Raw genomic sequence first — 17,048 nt, 5'->3', positions numbered from 1 at the left:
GTGGGCTCAGTTACACCCAGCGCCCCACCACCACGCGGATAGTGCCATCTTCCAGGCGCTCTTCCGCCTCGATGGCATAGCCCTGTTGCTGGGCCGAGCGCAGCAGGCTTTTGTAGGCGTAGCGCTGCAAAATCGGCGCTAGGAACGTCTGGGGATCGATGCCGGCTCCCCAGAGATCGGCCACCAGCTCGTAGTGATCCCCCTTGCGGCGAAAGCCGATGTCGAAGCCGTTCTTTTGCCGGATCACCAAGTCGGCGCGGGTGCGGTTCCAGAGGTAGCCCCGCAGGTTGGCGTTCCGCTCCACGCTGTAGCCCAATTCCTTCAGGGTTTCTTCCAGCAGCTCGGCATCTTTAATCTGCACTTGCAGGGTGGTGAAGTGGGACATGGCGCTTCCCATCCCAACACGGAGAGGGGGATCCTCACTATAGGAGCGCTTTTGCGGTTCTAGGACAAATGTTAAGGAGCTTGACGCTTTAAACCTCTCCGCCCGAGGGGGGGAGCAGCTTGGGATCTGTTCTCTCCGGCTGCCGGGAGGGCGAGCTCCCATCCCTTCCCAGCTCAGACAGGAGCAAGGGGCGGGCTCGCGGGCCTCGCCAGGGATCCAGCACATCTCGAATCAGCACCTCCTGGATCCACACCTGCAGGATGGCCGCCAAGGGCACGGCCAAGAATAGGCCCAGCACCCCGAAGAAAAAGGCCGAGGTGATTTGAGCTATCAGCGTCAAGGCGGGCAAAAGCGACACCTGGCGCGACATGACAAGCGGGGTAAAGACGCTGCTTTCAAGCTGCTGGATGAAGATGTACAGCCCTAGCACTGCTAGGGACTTCCAGGGGGCGTCGGTGAGGGCTACCAGCATTGGGGCAACCACGCTCAGGGTGGGGCCAATGTTGGGGATGAAGTTGAACAGGCCCGCTAGCACCGCGTTGGCTAGGATCAGGGGCACACCCAAAATCCAGAGGCCAATGCCGCTCAGCACCATCACCAAGGTGCTGGTAAACAAGATCCCCACCAGCCAGCCCCGCAGCACCAGCTCGCAGCGCTTGAGGATGTAGCGAACGCGGGGGCGGTAGAAGGCCGGGAAAACCGAAACAAAGGCGCGGCTGTAGGCCGGGGGATCTAACAACAGCAAGATGGTGAGGATGAGCACAAACAAGAAGTTGAGCAGGGTGGCAAAGAAAGCAGTGAAGGACTGGGAGAAAAAGTCGCGCACCTGGCGCACCAACTCGGTGGCCTGGGGCACAAGACTATTGGCCAACTCCCGCAGCGTCGGCAGCTCAAGGTCGGTCGGCAGCAAGAGGATTAGGCTCTCAAACAGCCGCTGCGCTTGCGCAATCCCCGCAGGCACCACGTCGGTCAACAGCCGGCGCAACTGCTCCAGTAGAGGCGGCACCACGATGAGCCCCACCAAGACCGCGCCCACCAAAACCGTCAAGCCCGTGATGAGAAGGGAGGGGCCGCGGCGAAAGCCGTAGCGCTGGGGAATCTGGGCTAGAGTATCCAAGGCTACTGCCAGGACGATGGCTGCAAACACCAGCAGCAGGATCTGTCGAATCTGCCAGAGCAGTGCCAACAGGCCCAGCAGCGCCCCCAGCCCCAGCCAATGGGCAAACGTCACCGCAGCCACCTCCTCCCTTGGTTTGTCGTCGCCTATTCTAGATGGGATCTCGGACATTCCCAGCGGTATCCGGGAGCTGCGTATGCCGAATCCCGATCCACAAGCAAGGGCTCTGGGTAGCTGTAGTAACCTAGAGGAGGTGATAGAGTCCCTGCTGGGCGAGGAAGTTCCCCTCCTCTCAGTTGGGGGAGTGTCCCGCTACCTCAAGTCGCTGCTGGGCGGGGATCCCTACTTGACCCGGCTGTGGGTGGTTGGAGAAGTCTCCAGTTGTCAGCGCAACCACACGGGCCACCTGTTCCTGACCCTGGTGGATCCAGAAAGCGGCGACGTCCTCAGGGGGGTTGTGTGGCAAAGTCAGACGGCCCGGCTCAGCTTCTGGCCAAAAGTGGGTCAACAGGTGCTGGCGCTGGGGCAAGTTGGCATCTACAGCGGCGGCAGCTACTACCGCCTGGTCATCTGGCAACTGCTGCCAGCAGGGGAAGGCCTCCTGGCGTGGAGATTCCAGCAGCTCAAGGCCCGCCTGGCCGCCGAGGGCCTGTTCGACAACCAGCGGCCCCTGCCCACCCACCCTCAGTGCATTGCCGTCGTCAGCTCTCCCGACGCCGCCGGCTGGGGAGATATCCGCCGCACCCTCAACCAGCGCTACCCGGGGCTGCGGGTGCTGTTTTCGCCAGCTCAAGTGCAAGGGGAAGCGGCCCCTGAGTCCATTGTGCGGGCCATTCGCCGGGTGGAACGGGATGGGCGGGCGGAGGTGCTGCTGATTGCCCGAGGAGGCGGAGCCGGCGAGGATTTGGCCTGCTTTAACGATGAACGGGTGGTGCGGGCCATTGCCGAATGCCGCATTCCGGTGGTAACTGGGATCGGCCACCAGCGGGATGAGACCTTGGCGGACTACGCCGCTGACTATGCGGCCCACACCCCCACAGCGGCCGCCGAACGGGTTGTGCCGGATCTGCGGGAATTGCAGCGCCAGGGATCCCAGCTCCGGCAGCGGCTGGTCACCTGCACCCTGCAGGTTTTGGAGAAGGCCCAGGAGCGCCTGCACCATGCCCACCACCGTCTGCTCCAAATTCATCCCGAGCGGCTGCTGCACCAGGCCCAGAAGCACCTGCTGCAACGGCAACAGCGCCTAGTTCAGGCCGTGCGCCATCGCCTTCAAGAGCAGCAACAGCGCCACCAAGCTCTCCAGCAGCACCTCCAAGCCCTCGATCCCGCCGCCGTCCTCCGGCGGGGCTACGCCCTCGTGCGCGACGAGCGGGGATCTCTCGTCCGCAACCCCTGCCTGCCACCTCAGACCCGCCTGTGCATAGAGCTGGCCGGGGGAAGCTTCTGGGTTCGAGTGGAGGAGAGCCATGAGCCGCCGCAAACGTGAGGATCCCTGGCGCTACGAGGCAGCCATTGCCGAAGTAGAAAGTTTGATTGCCCAGATTGAATCGGGGGAGCTGGATCTGGAGGAGGTGGTGGAGCGCTTCCAGCAGGCCGCCCAAACTCTAAAGCGCTGTGCCGAGTTTTTGGAGGAAAAACGGCAGCAGGTGGAGATCATCATTGAGCAGCTAGGGCCCGACGACGAAGAAGAGCTGCGCGAGTTCTAGGGACATCAATGCCCGTGCTGCTGGTTCTCGACGGCAGCAAGGCTTGACGAAGGGAGCGGAGCTCCTGAAGATAGTCAAGTTGTCAAGACCTCGCGGGGCGCCCTCCATGGCTGCCAAGATCTTGGATGGCAAAGCCTTAGCTGCTCGCCTGCAAGCCGAGATGGCTGCCCAAGTGCAAGCTTGGCTCCCGCGGGTGGGGCGCCCCCCAGGGTTGGCAGTGCTGCGAGTTGGAGAGGATCCCGCCAGTGCTGCCTACGTGCGCGGCAAAGAGCGGGCCTGTGAGCGGGTGGGCATCGCCTCCTTTGGTCGCCATTTTTCCGCCCAGGACTCCCCCGCCCATCTGCTCGACACCATTGCCCAACTCAACCAGGACGAGCGCGTCGATGGCATCCTTGTGCAACTGCCGCTGCCCCCTGGCTGGGATCCCATCCCGCCTCTTCTAGCCATCGATCCTGCCAAGGACGTGGACGGCCTCCACCCCCTCAACCTGGGCCGGCTGGTGCGCGGCGAGCCCGGCCTGCGCAGTTGTACCCCATTAGGCGTGATGCGCCTGCTGGAGGCAGAAGGGATCCCGGTTGCCGGACGAAAAGCGGTGGTGGTCGGCCGCAGCCTTCTGGTGGGCAAGCCCTTGAGCTTGATGTTGCTGGCCGCCGACGCCACAGTTACCGTGGCCCACTCCCGCACACCCAACTTGGCCGAAGTAACCCGCAGTGCCGACATTGTGGTCATGGCGGTGGGGCGTCCCCGCCTGCTCAAGGCAGAAATGGTAAAGCCAGGGGCCGTGGTCGTCGATGTAGGCATTAACCGCATCCAAGGCCCTGACGGGTCGGAGCAGTTGGTGGGAGATGTGGACTACGAGGCAGTCAAAGAGCGGGCTGCCGCCATCACACCCGTACCGGGTGGCGTGGGGCCGATGACGGTAACCATGCTGCTGGCCAACACTCTAGAGAGCTACAAACTGCGCAGCCGCCTCTAGGCCAAAATGCGTGCACCCCCCTCCGGCTAGACGCCGCGGATTTCCCGATATCTTCTGGCGCGCTCTTCGGCGGGATCGGGGGCTTGTGCTTTGGCCACAGCTTCCTGCAGTTGCACCATCACCTTTTCCGGAGGGTCAGTGGAGCGAACGACATAGAACATCAAGTTAATGGCTTCGGCAGCTGTTAGCTTGAGGTCTTCTTTTCCCTTAGGCACCAGAGCGACCTTGCCATCGGTGGTCGGAATGGCCGTATGGGATCCCTTGGCGAGAATCTCCCCTGCTTTCTCCAAAGTGACCAGCATATCCGCGCCTCACTGCAGCAATTAGGTATCATCCCAGCGAAGATCTTCTGGGCTCCACGTAAAGCTCGTGTTCTTCTAGCCAAGTGTACAGGTAGGGAAATAGCTTTTGGTTAGCTGCTGGAAAAGGAAACTGCGACAGCTCTGCCGGTTTGACCCAGCGGACTTCACTGCATTGTAAAGGCTGAGCTTCTCCGCCCAAATAGCGGCAGATAAAAGCCATGAGGGTGATGGTGAAATGGGTGTAGGCATGCTCAACGGTGGCCAGCGGCGCTACCACTGCGATGTCAATGCCCACTTCCTCTTTCACTTCCCGCACCACACACTCCGCAGGGGTTTCTCCCGGCTCGATCTTGCCACCGGGGAACTCCCACAGGCCGCTGAGCATCGAGCTTTCCGGGCGCCGATCGATGAGGATCTCGTTCTCCCGCAGGACAATGGCCACCGCAATCTGTTTGTGAGGGCGCAAGGGACGGGGTTCAGCCATAGGCAGGTGGTGCTGTTGACCTCGATGGTAAGCGGCGCAATCGGCCTGCCAAGGGCACTGACCACAGCGAGGCCGCCTGGGCCGGCAGACAGTAGCGCCCAAGTCCATCAGAGCCTGGTTAAAGGTGCGCGGCTGCTCGGGATCCAGTAATTGCTGCGAAAGCCGCCACAGGAGAGGCAGGCAGCGACTTGGTGGCTGGGGCAAAGCCACCAGGCGAGCCAACACCCGCTTGACGTTCCCCTCCAAAATCGGCAGGGGTAGGTCAAAGGCAGCGCTGAGAATGCCCCCAGCCGTTGTGCGCCCGATCCCTGGCAGCGCCAGCACCTGCTGCAGATCGCGGGGAAACTGCCCTCCATGTTCCCGCATCAGGATTTGAGCGGCTTTGTGCAGATTTAGCGCCCGCCGGTAGTAGCCCAGGCCTTCCCACAATTTCAGCACCTGCTCTTGGGAGGCTGCCGCCAAGTCGGGGATCCCGGGCAAAGCCTCCATCCAGCGCTGAAAGTAGGGGATCACGGTAGCCACCTGGGTCTGTTGCAGCATCACTTCCGCTACCCAGATGGCGTAGGGATCTCGGGTGCGCCGCCAGGGCAGATCCCGGCCTTCCTTGCGGTACCACTGCAGCAAAGAACGCCTCAGGCGCTGCTGAACTGCCTCTTCCCAGCCCAGCCGTTGCCCGTCGACGGTTGCCGCCTCTACCTCCACCTCCCCGGGTTGCAGAGATGGCATCTCAAGCTGCGTAGGCAAAGTGCAGGGCCCACCAGATCAAGGCCGAGACGACTCCCGCCACAACGCTGGCCGAGATCAGCACCACAATGGGGCTATCCGCCCCCTTGAACTGCATAATGCCGCGGTTGTAGTTAGCCATCGTCGCCTCCCCCAGCTCCAGCGGTGGGGTGGGGAACCAAGCGCAGGAGCTGGAAAGTTTTTCCCAAGAGCCTACTTTCAGGATAGCCAACTAGCCCCCCTCCGACTCTACACCGGGGCAGGTTCCCCCCGGCTATGGCTGGGTTGGCCAGGGGGTGCTTTGTTAAACTGAGGTTCCGGAGGCAAGTTGCCATTATTGGCCAAAAGAGTGGCGTTGGGGCAGGCATGGCTAGAGGAAGGGAGGGAAGAGGCAGCAGCTCAGCTCCAGAAAGATCCCGGCAGGCAGGGCTTCATCAACACCCTGCTTCTGAGCGTCTGCTACCTGCTGCGGGATCCCTCTTGCGCCTTTCTCGCCAAAAGGCCCTTGCCCGAGTGCGCCAACGGGCAACTCGTCCCTCTCGCCTACGCCGGCCCAGGGCTTTTAAGGAGGTGCTGCTCAGGGGCTTGGGCTTCAGCCTAATTCTGGGTCTGACGATGGCTGGCCTGTCGCGCCTGCTGCAATCCACCGCCCCTCCCCAGACAGAGCAGGTGGCAGCAGGATCTGGGGATCCCCCCCCTGCCTTGCCCACAGACTTCCTCAAAGGAGAGGAAATCCCTGCTCTGCAGGAGCGCTTAGCGGCCCTGGCTGACCAGCCGGGCCTGACGGTGGGAGCCTTGTTTTGGGAGGTGGAAACTGGCGCCTTTGCGGGGGTGAGGCCGGATCAGGTTTTTCCTGCGGCTAGTGTCCTCAAGATCCCGATTCTCCTAGCCTTTTTGCAGGCGGTGGAAACTGGGCAGGTGCGGCTAGATGAAAAGCTAACGCTGCGGAAAGAGCTCAAGGGGGGGGGAGCTGGCCTTTTGCAAACCCGTCCTCTGGGATCCCAGGTCTCTGCTCTTGAGGCAGCCACCCTCATGAGCACCGTCAGCGATAACTTCGCCGCCAACTTGATCCTGGATCGCCTGGGCGGTCGAGAAGCCCTCAACCAAAAGTTTCGCCAGTGGGGGCTGCAACACACGCAGATCTCCCAATGGCTGCCAGATCTAGAGGGCGCCAACACCAGTAGCCCGCGCGATATGGTCTGGCTGCTCAGCCAAGTGGAGCAGGGGCGCCTGCTTAGCCGTCGCAGCCGCGACCGCTTTTTGGACATCCTCTGGCGCACGCAGCGGCCCTCCTACTTTCGCCCTGGCCTAGACCCAGAAGTGCGCATTGCCCACAAGACGGGAACCCTCAGCTCGGTGGTCGGAGATGCCGGGATCCTCGATCTGCCCAACGGGCGGCGTTACATAGCAGCGGTGTGGGTGAAGCGGGAAACCCCCAACGATCCCAGAGCGGAGGAGCTGATTGCCAAACTCTCCCAGGCCGCCTACGAGTTCTGGTCGACTGTAGAAGCTCCGGCAACCTCAGCTTTGCAGCCCTAGGCCATCTCAGCACCTTGCCAGCAGAGCGCCTGAGAATGGAATTAGCCGACGAGCAAGAACGCTATGGCCACAACGGCTCGAGCTTCTGGAGGGGGAGATCCCTACATTAAGCTGGGTCAATTTCTCAAGCTGACGGGAGTTGTCCCCACCGGCGGGCGGGCTAAGCAGCTCATCCAGGCGGGGCAGGTGCGCGTCAACGGCGAGGTGGAAACCCGGCGGGGGCGCAAGTTGCGCCCAGGGGATGCAGTGGCGGTGGCAGGCCAAGTTTGGCAGGTGCGCTGGGAGGGTGCCAGAGCTTGCGCCTGGCGCCAAGATCCCACTCCGCCAACTCGGCCACTGCTGGCCTAAGCTGGGAACAGATGTCTTTTCCTAGCTGAGCCTCCTGTGCAGGGTGATTCTCCCCCTTTACCCCCCTCGCCACCCCCTTCTCCTGCGTTGAGGGTGGTGGAGACGGCTTTCTTGGCCAGCACTGCCGCTTTGATCTGGATCTTGAGCTACACGCCGCTGGCCCCGCTTATGCGCCTGTTTTTCCCTATCCCGGTGGCACTGGCCGTGATGCGCTGGGATCCCCGCACTGGGGCCATGGCGCTGGGGGTCTCCGCCTTGCTGCTGACGGTGCTGATGGGGCCCACCCGCAGTATCCTCTATGTCATTCCCTACGGCCTTCTAGGCTATTGGTGTGCCTGCCTGTGGCGGCAACGCCTCTCCTGGTATCTCTCGGTGGTCAGCGGCGCTGCCCTCAGCACTTTTGGTCTGGTTTTCCAATTGCTGCTCTCCTCGCTGCTGCTGGGAGAAAACCTCTGGATCTATCTCACCATCCAGCTCACTGGCCTGACCAACTGGCTGCTGGACGTGTCTCTGGGCCGATTCGGCCTGTACTGGGTGGCGGAACCTTGGATGGTTCAGGTGGTGATCCTAGGGTTTATTGCCTTTAACTCCCTTGTCTATGCATTTACTGTGCATTTGGTGGCAGCCTTGGTCATGGAGCACTTCCGCTGTCCGCTGCCACCGCCGCCAAAGTGGGTGCAATTTTTGCTGGACTAGCAGCCTCCTATACTTCTTGGGGAGGCTATCGCCATAAGATTAATTAGATTAAGACCTAGAGGCTCTGCCTTCGTTGCCTAGGCCCTATGAACCCTATTCCCCCCCCTGCCCACCCCTACCAGTTCCGCGCGCTGGGCTTGATTAAGGGATCCCTGAAGCCAATCCCGAAGACCTATGCCCAGGCGACGCTGGTTGCCAGCGATGGCGTGGAGTACCCAGCCACCCCTGGCCGCGCCGGGCTGCTGCGCCGTTTCACCCACTGTATTGAGAGCGGCCGAACCTACTGGTACTACGTGCAGCCCCAGCCGCGCTCGGGGGGCACTCTGGGCCTGAGCGTCATCCGCATCCTGGCTCTGCCAGAGGAGGAGCAAGACCCAGCGGCAGAAGATGAGCCTTTTTTGCCTGCCCCTGAAGATGCGGAGGAAGGCTTTAACATTCGCGGCGTTGTCGAGCCCCACGAAGGCTACATCTGGGTAGCAGTGCGGCGCAAGCCTCAGGGGAGCAAACAATTTCCCCCCCTGCGGCTACGCCTGGAAGGGTTTTTGCCAGGGGCTACAGCGGGGGAGTTCTGGGATCTGCTGGCGGAGCGGGAAGGTCACAAGCTGCTGCTGGTGGATGGCAGCCGCCTCTTGACAGCCGTAGCCTAGGTGCTGAGAACTAGCCCAACTGTACCCCAGGATCCCTAACTGATGGTGTCTGCTGCTGGCTTGTCCCAACGGGTTGCCCGCCTTTCCCCTTCGGCAACGCTGTCGATCTCGGCCCTGGCCAAAGCCATGCAGGCAGAGGGTCTGGACGTCTGTATCCTGAGCGCCGGCGAGCCGGACTTCGACACCCCTGAACATATTCGGGCGGCTGCCATTCGCGCCCTGCAGGAAGGCAAGACCCGCTACGGCCCCACCGCTGGGATCCCCGCCTTGCGCCAGGCGGTAGCCGACAAGCTGCGTCGGGAAAACGGCCTGGACTATAGCCCCGAGCAGATCTTGATTAGCAACGGCGGCAAGCAAACCCTGTTTAACCTGGCCATGGTGCTGCTGGATCCAGGGGATGAGGTCATCCTGCCTGTCCCCTACTGGGTCAGCTATCCCGAAATGGTGGCTCTGGCAGGCGCTCAAGTGGTGCGGGTTCAGACCCAAGAGGCCCAGGGCTTCAAGCTCACTGCCGACCAGCTGCGCCAAGCCCTCACCCCCCGCAGCAAGTTGCTCATTCTTAACTCGCCAGCCAACCCCACCGGCGCTGTCTATCACCGGCACGAGCTGGAGGCGCTGGCGGAGGTGATCCTCTCGGTCCCCCATCTCTACGTGGTCTGCGATGAGATCTACGAGAAGCTCGTCTACGGCGAAGCTCGCCACCTCAGCCTGGGATCCCTTTCTCCAGAGCTGCTGCCGCGCACTATCCTCAGCAGCGGCTTTGCCAAAGCTTATGCCATGACCGGCTGGCGCATCGGCTACTTGGCAGGGCCAAAGCCCATCGTCGAGGCGGCCATCAGCCTGCAAAGCCACAGCACCTCCAACGTCTGCACCTTTGCCCAATACGGCGCCCTAGAGGCCCTCACCAGCCCCCTTTCAGCGCCAGCGGTAGAAAAGATGCGCCAAGAGTTCTGGCGGCGGCGGGATCTGATGCTGGAGGGGATCCGCACCCTGCCAAAGGTAAGCTGTCCAGAGCCAGAGGGCGCATTTTACATCTTTCTCAACATCAGCCAGACCGGCTTGAGCTCGGTGGAGTTCTGCCAACGGCTGCTCAAAGAGCACCATGTGGCTGCCGTGCCAGGGGTGGCCTTCGGAGCCGATCACTGTATTCGCCTCTCCTACGCCGCCGACCGCGTCACCCTGGAAAAAGGTCTGGAGCGACTGCACCGCTTTCTCTCCTCCCTCTAAGGCGGGAAACTGGATGCTGCCAGCGCCCTGGTTGACCTAGAGGAGCTTCTTGACGATGAAGGAAGTAGACCTGGCCAAAGCCATCCAGCAGCGGCGCACTTTTGCCATCATCTCCCACCCCGATGCCGGAAAGACCACCCTTACGGAAAAGCTGTTGCTGTACGGAGGAGCCATTCAGGAGGCTGGAGCCGTGAAGGCCCGCCGCGCTCAAAAGCGGGTTACCTCCGACTGGATGGAACTGGAAAGACAGCGGGGTATCTCCATCACCTCGACGGTGCTCCAATTTGACTATCGCAACTTTCGCCTCAACCTCCTCGATACCCCCGGCCACCAGGACTTTAGCGAAGACACCTACCGAACCCTGGCGGCAGTGGACAACGCCGTGATGCTAGAAGATGCCGGCAAAGGGCTAGAACCCCAAACCCGCAAGTTGTTTGAAGTCTGTCAAATGCGGCGGCTGCCGATTTTTACCTTCATCAACAAGATGGATCGCCCCAGCCGGGATCCCCTCGAGCTCATGGACGAAATCGAGAGCGAGCTGGGCCTTAAGCCCTATCCTGTTACCTGGCCCATTGGCTCAGGGGAGCGCTTCACAGCTTTGTTTGACCGACGCACTCACGAGTTTCACTTCTTTGAGCGAGTCTCCGGGGGACGGCTACGAGTCAAAGATACAGTTATTAAACTCGGGGATCCCCAAGTGGAAGACCTAATCGAAAAAGATCTCTACTACCGATTTAAGGAAGAATTGGAGATCCTGGATGGCCTTATGCCCAGTTTGGATCTCAAACAGGTTCATGCTGGGAAACAAACTCCTGTCTTTTTCGGCAGCGCCATGACCAATTTTGGGGTGGAGCTGTTTCTCAATGCGTTTTTGGAGTACTCCCTGCCGCCAATGCCCCACGAAAGTACGGCTGGGCTGATTTCTCCAGAGTATCCTGAGTTCACAGGCTTTGTCTTTAAGCTGCAGGCCAATATGGATCCCCGCCACCGGGATCGCATTGCTTTTGTGCGCATCTGCTCCGGCAAGTTCGAGAAAGACATGGTGGTCAACCATGCCCGCCTCAACCGCCCCATCCGCCTATCCTACCCCCAGAAGTTGTTTGCTCAAGAGCGCATCTCCATTGACGAAGCTTACCCTGGGGATGTGATTGGCCTAAACAACCCTGGCCTCTTTACAATTGGGGATACGCTCTACACTGGCCCAAAGCTGCGCTACGCCGGGATCCCAAGCTTTTCCCCGGAGCTTTTTGCCTATCTCAAAAATCCCAACCCCTCCAAATTTAAACAGTTTCAGAAAGGAGTGTCAGAGCTGCGGGAAGAAGGGGCGGTGCAAATTATGTACTCCCTTGACGAATCCAAACGGGATCCAATCGTGGCCGCGGTGGGCCAGTTGCAGTTTGAGGTGCTGCAGTACCGCCTGGAACATGAATACAACGTTGAAACCCGCCTGGAGATGCTGCCCTACACGCTGGCTCGCTGGGTAGAAAACGGCTGGGAGGCCCTTCGGGATCTTCCCAGTCTGTTTAACACTCTGATTGTCAAGGATGTTCAGGATAGGCCGGTTCTGCTCTTTAAGAATGAATGGACTCTGCAGCAATTTGTCAGTAGCAATCCCAAGATTAAGCTCAGCAAAATTGCTCCCACTGCCGATCTCAGCCCAGAAGCCAACAGCAGCCCGTAAAGCCCCTCAGAGGACCTCCTCCGACGTATTCCCCGAAAAGGGTGCTGGTGGCCAGAAAAGCTGCAGCCGGTTGCGTCCTGCCCGTTTGGCTTGGTAGAGGGCCTCATCGGCTTGCTGGAGGGCAACCTCTGGCGGCAGGGGGTGATCTTCGCTAATCACGACCCCGCCAATGCTGATGGTTACAGCCAGGCTGCGACGGGGCGAAACCTCAACGGGACGGCTGGCGATAGCCTGGCGCAGCGACTCAGCATACCGTTGACAGCGCGAGGGGCTTAGACCAGGGGTAACGCAGACAAATTCCTCTCCGCCGTAGCGGTAGAGCAGGCTGGAGGGGCGGAGGTGCTGCTGCAGCCGTTCAACAATGGCCTGGAGAACGCAGTCGCCGATGAAGTGGCCGTAGGTGTCGTTGATCTGCTTGAAGTGATCCACATCCAGCATCAATAGACAGAGGTAGCGGTAGCGGGCTTTCCCTTGCGGCCCCACCTGCTGCAGCAAACGGGGCAGTGCCTGGTCAAGGGCGCGGCGGTTCAAGGCTCCAGTCAAGGGATCCGTCAAAGCCAGAGACTCCAACAGCTCGTTGCGGGCTTGCAGTTGGCGGTTGGCCTGAGCCAAAGCTTGGACAAGCCGCTGTAAACGCAGCCCTGCCTGCACCCGTGCCCGCAGTTCCTCGGGAGCCACCGGCTTGGCGATAAACTCATCGGCCCCCGCCTCCAACCCCTGAAGGCAATCCTTGAGTTCAGAGCGGGCCGTGAGGAAAATGAAGTAGACAAACTGGCCAGCGGTGGATCCCTTGAGACGGCGACAAAAATCCAGCCCTGACAGCTTGGGCATCACCTAATCGCAGATCACCACATCCGGCCACTGGCTTTCGTCGAGCGCCTGCAGCTGCTCCCAGGCCATCTGGCTATCTTCCCAGGTTTCCACCTGGTAGCCACAGGCTTTGAGAACCCCGCCCACGAAGCAGCGAGTCACCGAATCGTCGTCGACGACCCAAAGGCGGGGAACCTGATCCTTAAGCTGGCTCCACGCCTTCTCCTCCAGGGACTCAGGTACTGGACTAGAAGAATCCCCGCCCCTGTAGTCAGACGGCAGCATGAGGAGAAACCCCCAAAGTCTAGCTACTAGAAGTAGGGGTGGCTAAGTAGGTAGAGGCAGGGGGGCCCTCCCCTACCGCCTGCTGCAACGCCTCTACAAATTCCCGCACCCGAATGGGGTCAATGAGGGGGAAAAGCTCTGCATGGCCTGTCAGCGTACCCCCAGAACGAGCCAGCCGCTTGAGGGAACTGGCCACGATCACTCCATCGGCGTGCTGGATGAGGGTGCCGATGTTCTCAGCGGTGGCCCCTGAGCCAATGAGAAGGGGTACCTGAGGAGCAACTTGGCGGGCTAGCCTTAGATCTTCTAGAAGAGGCGGCTTGCCGGTCGCCTCGCCGGAGACAATGATGGCATCGGCAAGACCTCGCTCCACTGTATCCAGGATAGCCGCCTCAAGGCTAGTGGAGCTAAGAGGTTGGGCGTGCTTTACCAGCACATCGGCGAAGATTTTAATGTCTTGGGCCCCTAGCTCGCGGCGGTAGCGCAGCAAGCGGTAGGCATTCCCCTCGATGAGGCCCTGGTCGGTCACCATTGCCCCGCAGAGGATGTTGACGCGGATAAACTGCGCCCCCACACAGGCGGCAATGGCTAGAGCGCTACAGCCATCGTTGCGCAGGACGTTGATCCCGATGGGCAGGGAGACCAACGTCTTAATCCGCTGGACAACCACCGTCATGGCGCTCACCACCGCCGCGTCTACCTGATCCTTGGCAAAAGGGGCATCGTAGAAGTTCTCGACCAGGATCCCGTGAACGCCCCCTGCAGCCAAGGCCGTGGCGGCCTGTTCCGCTTGGGCAATAACCTGCTCCAGGTTGCCGCCCCAACGGGGGGAGGTGGGCAGCGGCAACAGATGGACCACTCCGATCACGGGATGGGAAGTTTTGAAAAGGTGTTGCAGCAGGCTCACCGGCAGGCTCTCTTGGGGATCCTTAACCAACAATCTTACGCCCGGATGGGATCGATCAGGCTCCCTGCCGGCTAGCAGCAAGGCCCCGCAGCAGGCGAGGAACCAGGCTTGGCCCTTCATAGATCCAACCGGTATAGACCTGGAGCAAACTGGCGCCGGCAGCAAGCTTCTCCAGGGCGTCGTCTAGGGTAAAGATGCCCCCCACGCCGATAATGGGCAGCTGTCCCCCCGTGGCCTGGTGAATGTAGCGGATGATCTGGGTGGAGCGCTCTCGCAGCGGGGCGCCGCTGATGCCGCCGGCTGCTGTTGTCAAAGGCCCTAGACCAGGGAGGAAGCGGGTTTTCAGGTTGTCGCGGCGCAGAGTGGTGTTGGTGGCGATGATCCCAGCCAGGCCGTAGGCTTGAGCTAGCTCCAGAATGGCGTCAATCTCTGGCCAGTCTAGGTCGGGGGCAATCTTGACCAGAAGAGGCTTCTTGGCTTGGTTTTCCTCTTGGAGAGCGGCCAGGATGGGCTCCAGGTGCTTGGCAGCCTGCAGGGATCGCAAGCCTGGCGTGTTAGGGGAGCTGACGTTAACCACAAAATAGTCCCCCAGCTCCCGCAGCACCCGAAAGCTGGCCAGGTAGTCGGTGGCGGCGGCTTCCAGCGGCGTGGTTTTGCCTTTGCCCAGGTTGACGCCAATGGGGATAAGACGTTGACGCAGCCGGCGCAGCCGTTCGGCCAAAGCTGCTGCTCCCTGGTTATTGAAGCCCATGCAATTGAGGGCAGCCCGATCCTGGGGCAGCCGAAATAGGCGCGGCTTTGGATTGCCCGGCTGGGGCTGGGGAGTGACGGTGCCCACCTCCACAAAGCCAAAGCCCAGGTAGGGCCAGACTCCCAAAGCTACGCCGTCCTTATCCAAGCCCGCAGCTAGACCCAGGGGATTGGGAAAGCTCAGCCCCCACAGCCGCACCTCCAAGCAGGGATTCCGGTAGCAGAAGAGGCGTTCCAAAAGACTCAAGATCCCCGTGGCCTGGGTAGCATCTAGCCCCTCCAAGGTGCGTAGGAGCGCCACCTTGAGGGTTTCTGGGTCAGCCCTTAGCCCGGAAAACAGTAGCGGCTGCAGCAGATCCCGGTACAGATTCACCCCTAAACCCCTCTTGGCCAAGCCATATTACCTGAGCCAGCTCGCTTGCACTCCGCGGTGCAGGGCTGTTGCTAGATTGGGGTTACAGTTTTGACTCCCCTCCTTCCGCCGGAAAAGGGAATGGGGGCAAAACCAGGATCCCTGAGGCTAGCGCTATGACTATCCCTCTCATCCAAAGCCCAGAGCTTCTGGAGAGTCGGCTCAAGGAGATCCCGGCTGAGCCTGGTGTCTACCTCATGCGAGATGCCAGCGATCAAATCCTCTATGTGGGCAAGTCTAAGAAGTTGCGCTCCAGGGTGCGATCCTATTTTCGCTGCCTTGGGGATCTCCCCCCTCGCATTCAGCGCATGGTAGCCCAGGTGTGCGAGATCGAGTTCATTGTAACTGATAACGAGAGTGAGGCCCTGGCTCTAGAAGACAATCTGATTAAAACCTATCAGCCACCCTACAATGTTCTCCTCAAAGAGGATAAGAAGTACCCCTATTTGTGCATTACATGGTCAGAGCCCTACCCTCAGATTTACATTACCCGCCACCGCCGTCTCGACCAAAATCAAGATAAGTACTACGGGCCCTATACCGATGTAGGCCTGCTGCGGTACACCCTTGGGCTAGTGAAGCGGATTTTTCCCTTGCGCCAGCGTCCCAAGCCACTTTACAAAGACCGCCCCTGTTTGAACTACAACATCGGGCGTTGCCCTGGTGTCTGTCAGGGCTTGATCAGCCCCGAGGAGTATCGCAAGACCGTTGCTCAAGTGGCGATGATCTTCCAGGGGCAGACGGACGAGCTCATCCGGGAGTTGAAGGAGAAAATGGCCCAGGCGGCCGAGCAAGAAAATTACGAGGCAGCAGCGCGGTATCGGGATCAAATCCGCGGCCTAGAACAGTTGGGCGAATCCCAGAAGGTGTCCTTGCCCAACTCGACAGTTAGCCGCGATGCTCTGGCCTTGGCGATAGACGACTCGCGGGCTTGTATTCAGTTGTTTCAGGTGCGAGCGGGCAAGCTGGTGGGTCGGCTGGGGTTTGTGGCCGAAAACCGGGGCGACGATCCAGCCCTGATTTTGCAGCGGGTTTTGCAGGAGCATTACCAGTACTGCGATCCGGTGGAAATTCCCTCGGAAATCTTGACGCAGTACGAGCTGCCGGATCGCGATTTTCTCGAGTCTTGGCTAAGCCAAAAAAAGGGGCGCAAAGTCAGTCTCATTGCCCCCCAGCGGCAAAGTAAAGCCGAGCTGATTGACCTGGTGGAGCGGAACGCCCAGCTGGAGCTAGCCCGCAGCCAGCGCTTGGCAGACCGGGAGGCAGCAGCCCTGGAGCGCTTGGCAGAAGTTTTGGATCTGCCGTCAGCCCCCCGCCGCCTGGAAGCCTACGATATTTCCCACATTCAGGGATCCGATGCGGTGGGCAGCCAGGTGGTGTTTATCGACGGCCTGCCAGCCAAGCAGCACTACCGCCGCTACAAGATTCGCAACCCCGAGGTGCGTCCTGGCCACTCCGACGATTTTGCCAGCCATGCCGAGGTGGCGCGGCGTCGCTTTAGCAAAATGACCCCTGAGGATCAGCCGGACTTGGTGCTCATCGACGGGGGCAAAGGGCAACTGGCCGCGGTGATGGCTGTTCTGGCGGAGCTGGGGCTGGATCACCTGCCGGTCATTGCCTTGGCCAAGCGGGAGGAGGAAATCTTTCGGCCCGGGGATCCCGAGCCGCTGCGGCTGCCACCCCAAGATCCAGCTCGCCTGCTATTGCAGCGCCTACGGGATGAGGCCCACCGCTTTGCCCTTGCCTACCATCGCCAGCAGCGGAAACTGCGCCAACAGGCTTCTGTTTTGGAGGAGATCCCTGGCCTAGGCAAGCAGCGCCAAAAGCTGCTCATGGAGGCGTTTCGCTCCCTTGCCCGCATTCAAGTGGCTACGGAAGAGCAGTTGGCCCAGGTGCCAGGTATTGGCCCCAAGCTGGCCCGCCAGATTTACCGCTACTTCCACCCAGACGCCGAAACCGAGTTGCCAGCAACAGTGCAACCCGCCTCTAGCCAGACCTAAGTCTGAGCTGGCGTATCATCGTGGAGTCCGCCATTCTCGACCAAGGGAGCTAA

The 17,048-nt window shown here is 60.7% G+C and carries 19 protein-coding genes; 10 read left to right on the top strand and 9 right to left on the bottom strand.

Annotated elements, in window-relative coordinates:
- Positions 1–10 precede the first annotated feature (10 nt).
- Both NW833_RS04440 and NW833_RS04435 read right to left on the bottom strand, forming a co-directional pair.
- Positions 11–385 carry a DUF1257 domain-containing protein gene (locus NW833_RS04440; RefSeq protein WP_414406251.1) on the bottom strand — a complete coding sequence of 125 codons (375 nt, stop codon included), beginning with the start codon at positions 383–385 and terminating at the stop codon, positions 11–13.
- Between the two features lie 88 nt (positions 386–473).
- A complete protein-coding gene (locus tag NW833_RS04435) occupies positions 474–1,625 on the bottom strand; it encodes an AI-2E family transporter (protein ID WP_414411679.1) in 1,152 nt (383 codons plus the stop codon).
- 130 nt (positions 1,626–1,755) lie between these two features.
- Here NW833_RS04435 and xseA point away from each other — a divergent pair, with 130 nt between their 5' ends.
- The 3 genes from xseA (at position 1,756) to folD (ending at position 4,184) form a co-directional block, all read left to right on the top strand.
- Complete coding sequence (xseA, locus tag NW833_RS04430; RefSeq protein ID WP_414411678.1) at positions 1,756–2,988, top strand: exodeoxyribonuclease VII large subunit; 1,233 nt, start codon at positions 1,756–1,758, stop codon at positions 2,986–2,988.
- Positions 2,969–3,208, top strand: coding sequence for an exodeoxyribonuclease VII small subunit (gene xseB / locus NW833_RS04425; protein ID WP_414395752.1), 240 nt, complete (start codon positions 2,969–2,971; stop codon positions 3,206–3,208). Before xseA ends, xseB begins: the two co-directional genes overlap by 20 nt.
- A gap of 106 nt (positions 3,209–3,314) precedes the next feature.
- A complete protein-coding gene (gene folD, locus NW833_RS04420; RefSeq protein WP_414411677.1) occupies positions 3,315–4,184 on the top strand; it encodes a bifunctional methylenetetrahydrofolate dehydrogenase/methenyltetrahydrofolate cyclohydrolase FolD in 870 nt (289 codons plus the stop codon).
- 26 nt (positions 4,185–4,210) lie between these two features.
- On the opposite strand, the gene NW833_RS04415 is transcribed toward folD, so the two are convergent.
- Genes NW833_RS04415 through NW833_RS04405 form a run of 3 tightly spaced genes read right to left on the bottom strand, consistent with a single transcriptional unit; the run spans position 4,211 to position 5,925 of the window.
- A complete protein-coding gene (locus NW833_RS04415; protein WP_414410397.1) occupies positions 4,211–4,486 on the bottom strand; it encodes a hypothetical protein in 276 nt (91 codons plus the stop codon).
- A 28-nt stretch (positions 4,487–4,514) separates the two neighbouring features.
- Positions 4,515–5,696, bottom strand: a complete 1,182-nt coding sequence (mutY, locus tag NW833_RS04410; RefSeq protein WP_414395758.1) for an A/G-specific adenine glycosylase — start codon at positions 5,694–5,696, stop codon at positions 4,515–4,517.
- A gap of 1 nt (position 5,697) precedes the next feature.
- Positions 5,698–5,925 carry a hypothetical protein gene (locus NW833_RS04405; protein WP_414410399.1) on the bottom strand — a complete coding sequence of 76 codons (228 nt, stop codon included), beginning with the start codon at positions 5,923–5,925 and terminating at the stop codon, positions 5,698–5,700.
- A 248-nt stretch (positions 5,926–6,173) separates the two neighbouring features.
- Between NW833_RS04405 and NW833_RS04400 the strand changes: the two genes are divergently transcribed.
- The 6 genes from NW833_RS04400 to NW833_RS04375 all read left to right on the top strand — a co-directional run bounded on the left by NW833_RS04400 (position 6,174) and on the right by NW833_RS04375 (position 11,831).
- Positions 6,174–7,232 carry a serine hydrolase gene (locus NW833_RS04400; protein WP_414411676.1) on the top strand — a complete coding sequence of 353 codons (1,059 nt, stop codon included), beginning with the start codon at positions 6,174–6,176 and terminating at the stop codon, positions 7,230–7,232.
- A gap of 63 nt (positions 7,233–7,295) precedes the next feature.
- On the top strand, positions 7,296–7,580 hold the full coding sequence (locus NW833_RS04395; RefSeq protein WP_414395762.1) for an RNA-binding S4 domain-containing protein: 285 nt from the start codon (positions 7,296–7,298) through the stop codon (positions 7,578–7,580).
- A gap of 36 nt (positions 7,581–7,616) precedes the next feature.
- A complete protein-coding gene (locus NW833_RS04390) occupies positions 7,617–8,276 on the top strand; it encodes a DUF2232 domain-containing protein (RefSeq protein ID WP_414411675.1) in 660 nt (219 codons plus the stop codon).
- A gap of 86 nt (positions 8,277–8,362) precedes the next feature.
- Positions 8,363–8,923: a hypothetical protein gene (locus NW833_RS04385; RefSeq protein ID WP_414411674.1), complete on the top strand. Its 561-nt coding sequence runs from the start codon at positions 8,363–8,365 to the stop codon at positions 8,921–8,923.
- A 42-nt stretch (positions 8,924–8,965) separates the two neighbouring features.
- Positions 8,966–10,150, top strand: coding sequence for a pyridoxal phosphate-dependent aminotransferase (locus tag NW833_RS04380; protein ID WP_414395767.1), 1,185 nt, complete (start codon positions 8,966–8,968; stop codon positions 10,148–10,150).
- 55 nt (positions 10,151–10,205) lie between these two features.
- Complete coding sequence (locus NW833_RS04375) at positions 10,206–11,831, top strand: peptide chain release factor 3 (RefSeq protein ID WP_414411673.1); 1,626 nt, start codon at positions 10,206–10,208, stop codon at positions 11,829–11,831.
- A 6-nt stretch (positions 11,832–11,837) separates the two neighbouring features.
- On the opposite strand, the gene NW833_RS04370 is transcribed toward NW833_RS04375, so the two are convergent.
- The 4 genes from NW833_RS04370 to NW833_RS04355 are packed head-to-tail and all read right to left on the bottom strand — an operon-like array spanning position 11,838 to position 14,956.
- On the bottom strand, positions 11,838–12,662 hold the full coding sequence (locus NW833_RS04370; protein WP_414411672.1) for a diguanylate cyclase: 825 nt from the start codon (positions 12,660–12,662) through the stop codon (positions 11,838–11,840).
- 3 nt (positions 12,663–12,665) lie between these two features.
- On the bottom strand, positions 12,666–12,926 hold the full coding sequence (locus NW833_RS04365) for a hypothetical protein (protein ID WP_414411671.1): 261 nt from the start codon (positions 12,924–12,926) through the stop codon (positions 12,666–12,668).
- A 19-nt stretch (positions 12,927–12,945) separates the two neighbouring features.
- Positions 12,946–13,833: a photosystem I biogenesis protein BtpA gene (btpA, locus tag NW833_RS04360; protein ID WP_414411670.1), complete on the bottom strand. Its 888-nt coding sequence runs from the start codon at positions 13,831–13,833 to the stop codon at positions 12,946–12,948.
- Between the two features lie 55 nt (positions 13,834–13,888).
- A complete protein-coding gene (locus tag NW833_RS04355; protein ID WP_414411669.1) occupies positions 13,889–14,956 on the bottom strand; it encodes a quinone-dependent dihydroorotate dehydrogenase in 1,068 nt (355 codons plus the stop codon).
- A gap of 155 nt (positions 14,957–15,111) precedes the next feature.
- Between NW833_RS04355 and uvrC the strand changes: the two genes are divergently transcribed.
- The gene (gene uvrC, locus NW833_RS04350; RefSeq protein WP_414411668.1) at positions 15,112–16,995 is read left to right on the top strand and encodes an excinuclease ABC subunit UvrC; all 1,884 of its coding nucleotides are present in this window, start codon (positions 15,112–15,114) and stop codon (positions 16,993–16,995) included.
- Positions 16,996–17,048 lie beyond the last annotated feature (53 nt).

The organism is Synechococcus sp. O70.1 (assembly GCF_047462215.1).
GTDB lineage: Bacteria > Cyanobacteriota > Cyanobacteriia > Thermostichales > Thermostichaceae > Thermostichus.
This window is presented reverse-complemented; position numbering and strand designations above follow the sequence as displayed.

Coding starts and splice junctions, on each gene's coding strand:
- xseB (WP_414395752.1), top strand. CDS start 2,969: ATGAGCCGCCGCAAACGTGAGGATCCCTGGCGCTACGAGGCAGCCATT.
- NW833_RS04370 (WP_414411672.1), bottom strand. CDS start 12,662: ATGCCCAAGCTGTCAGGGCTGGATTTTTGTCGCCGTCTCAAGGGATCC.
- uvrC (WP_414411668.1), top strand. CDS start 15,112: ATGACTATCCCTCTCATCCAAAGCCCAGAGCTTCTGGAGAGTCGGCTC.
- NW833_RS04385 (WP_414411674.1), top strand. CDS start 8,363: ATGAACCCTATTCCCCCCCCTGCCCACCCCTACCAGTTCCGCGCGCTG.
- mutY (WP_414395758.1), bottom strand. CDS start 5,696: ATGCCATCTCTGCAACCCGGGGAGGTGGAGGTAGAGGCGGCAACCGTC.
- NW833_RS04375 (WP_414411673.1), top strand. CDS start 10,206: ATGAAGGAAGTAGACCTGGCCAAAGCCATCCAGCAGCGGCGCACTTTT.
- NW833_RS04365 (WP_414411671.1), bottom strand. CDS start 12,926: ATGCTGCCGTCTGACTACAGGGGCGGGGATTCTTCTAGTCCAGTACCT.
- NW833_RS04380 (WP_414395767.1), top strand. CDS start 8,966: ATGGTGTCTGCTGCTGGCTTGTCCCAACGGGTTGCCCGCCTTTCCCCT.
- NW833_RS04415 (WP_414410397.1), bottom strand. CDS start 4,486: ATGCTGGTCACTTTGGAGAAAGCAGGGGAGATTCTCGCCAAGGGATCC.
- folD (WP_414411677.1), top strand. CDS start 3,315: ATGGCTGCCAAGATCTTGGATGGCAAAGCCTTAGCTGCTCGCCTGCAA.
- NW833_RS04395 (WP_414395762.1), top strand. CDS start 7,296: ATGGCCACAACGGCTCGAGCTTCTGGAGGGGGAGATCCCTACATTAAG.
- NW833_RS04440 (WP_414406251.1), bottom strand. CDS start 385: ATGTCCCACTTCACCACCCTGCAAGTGCAGATTAAAGATGCCGAGCTG.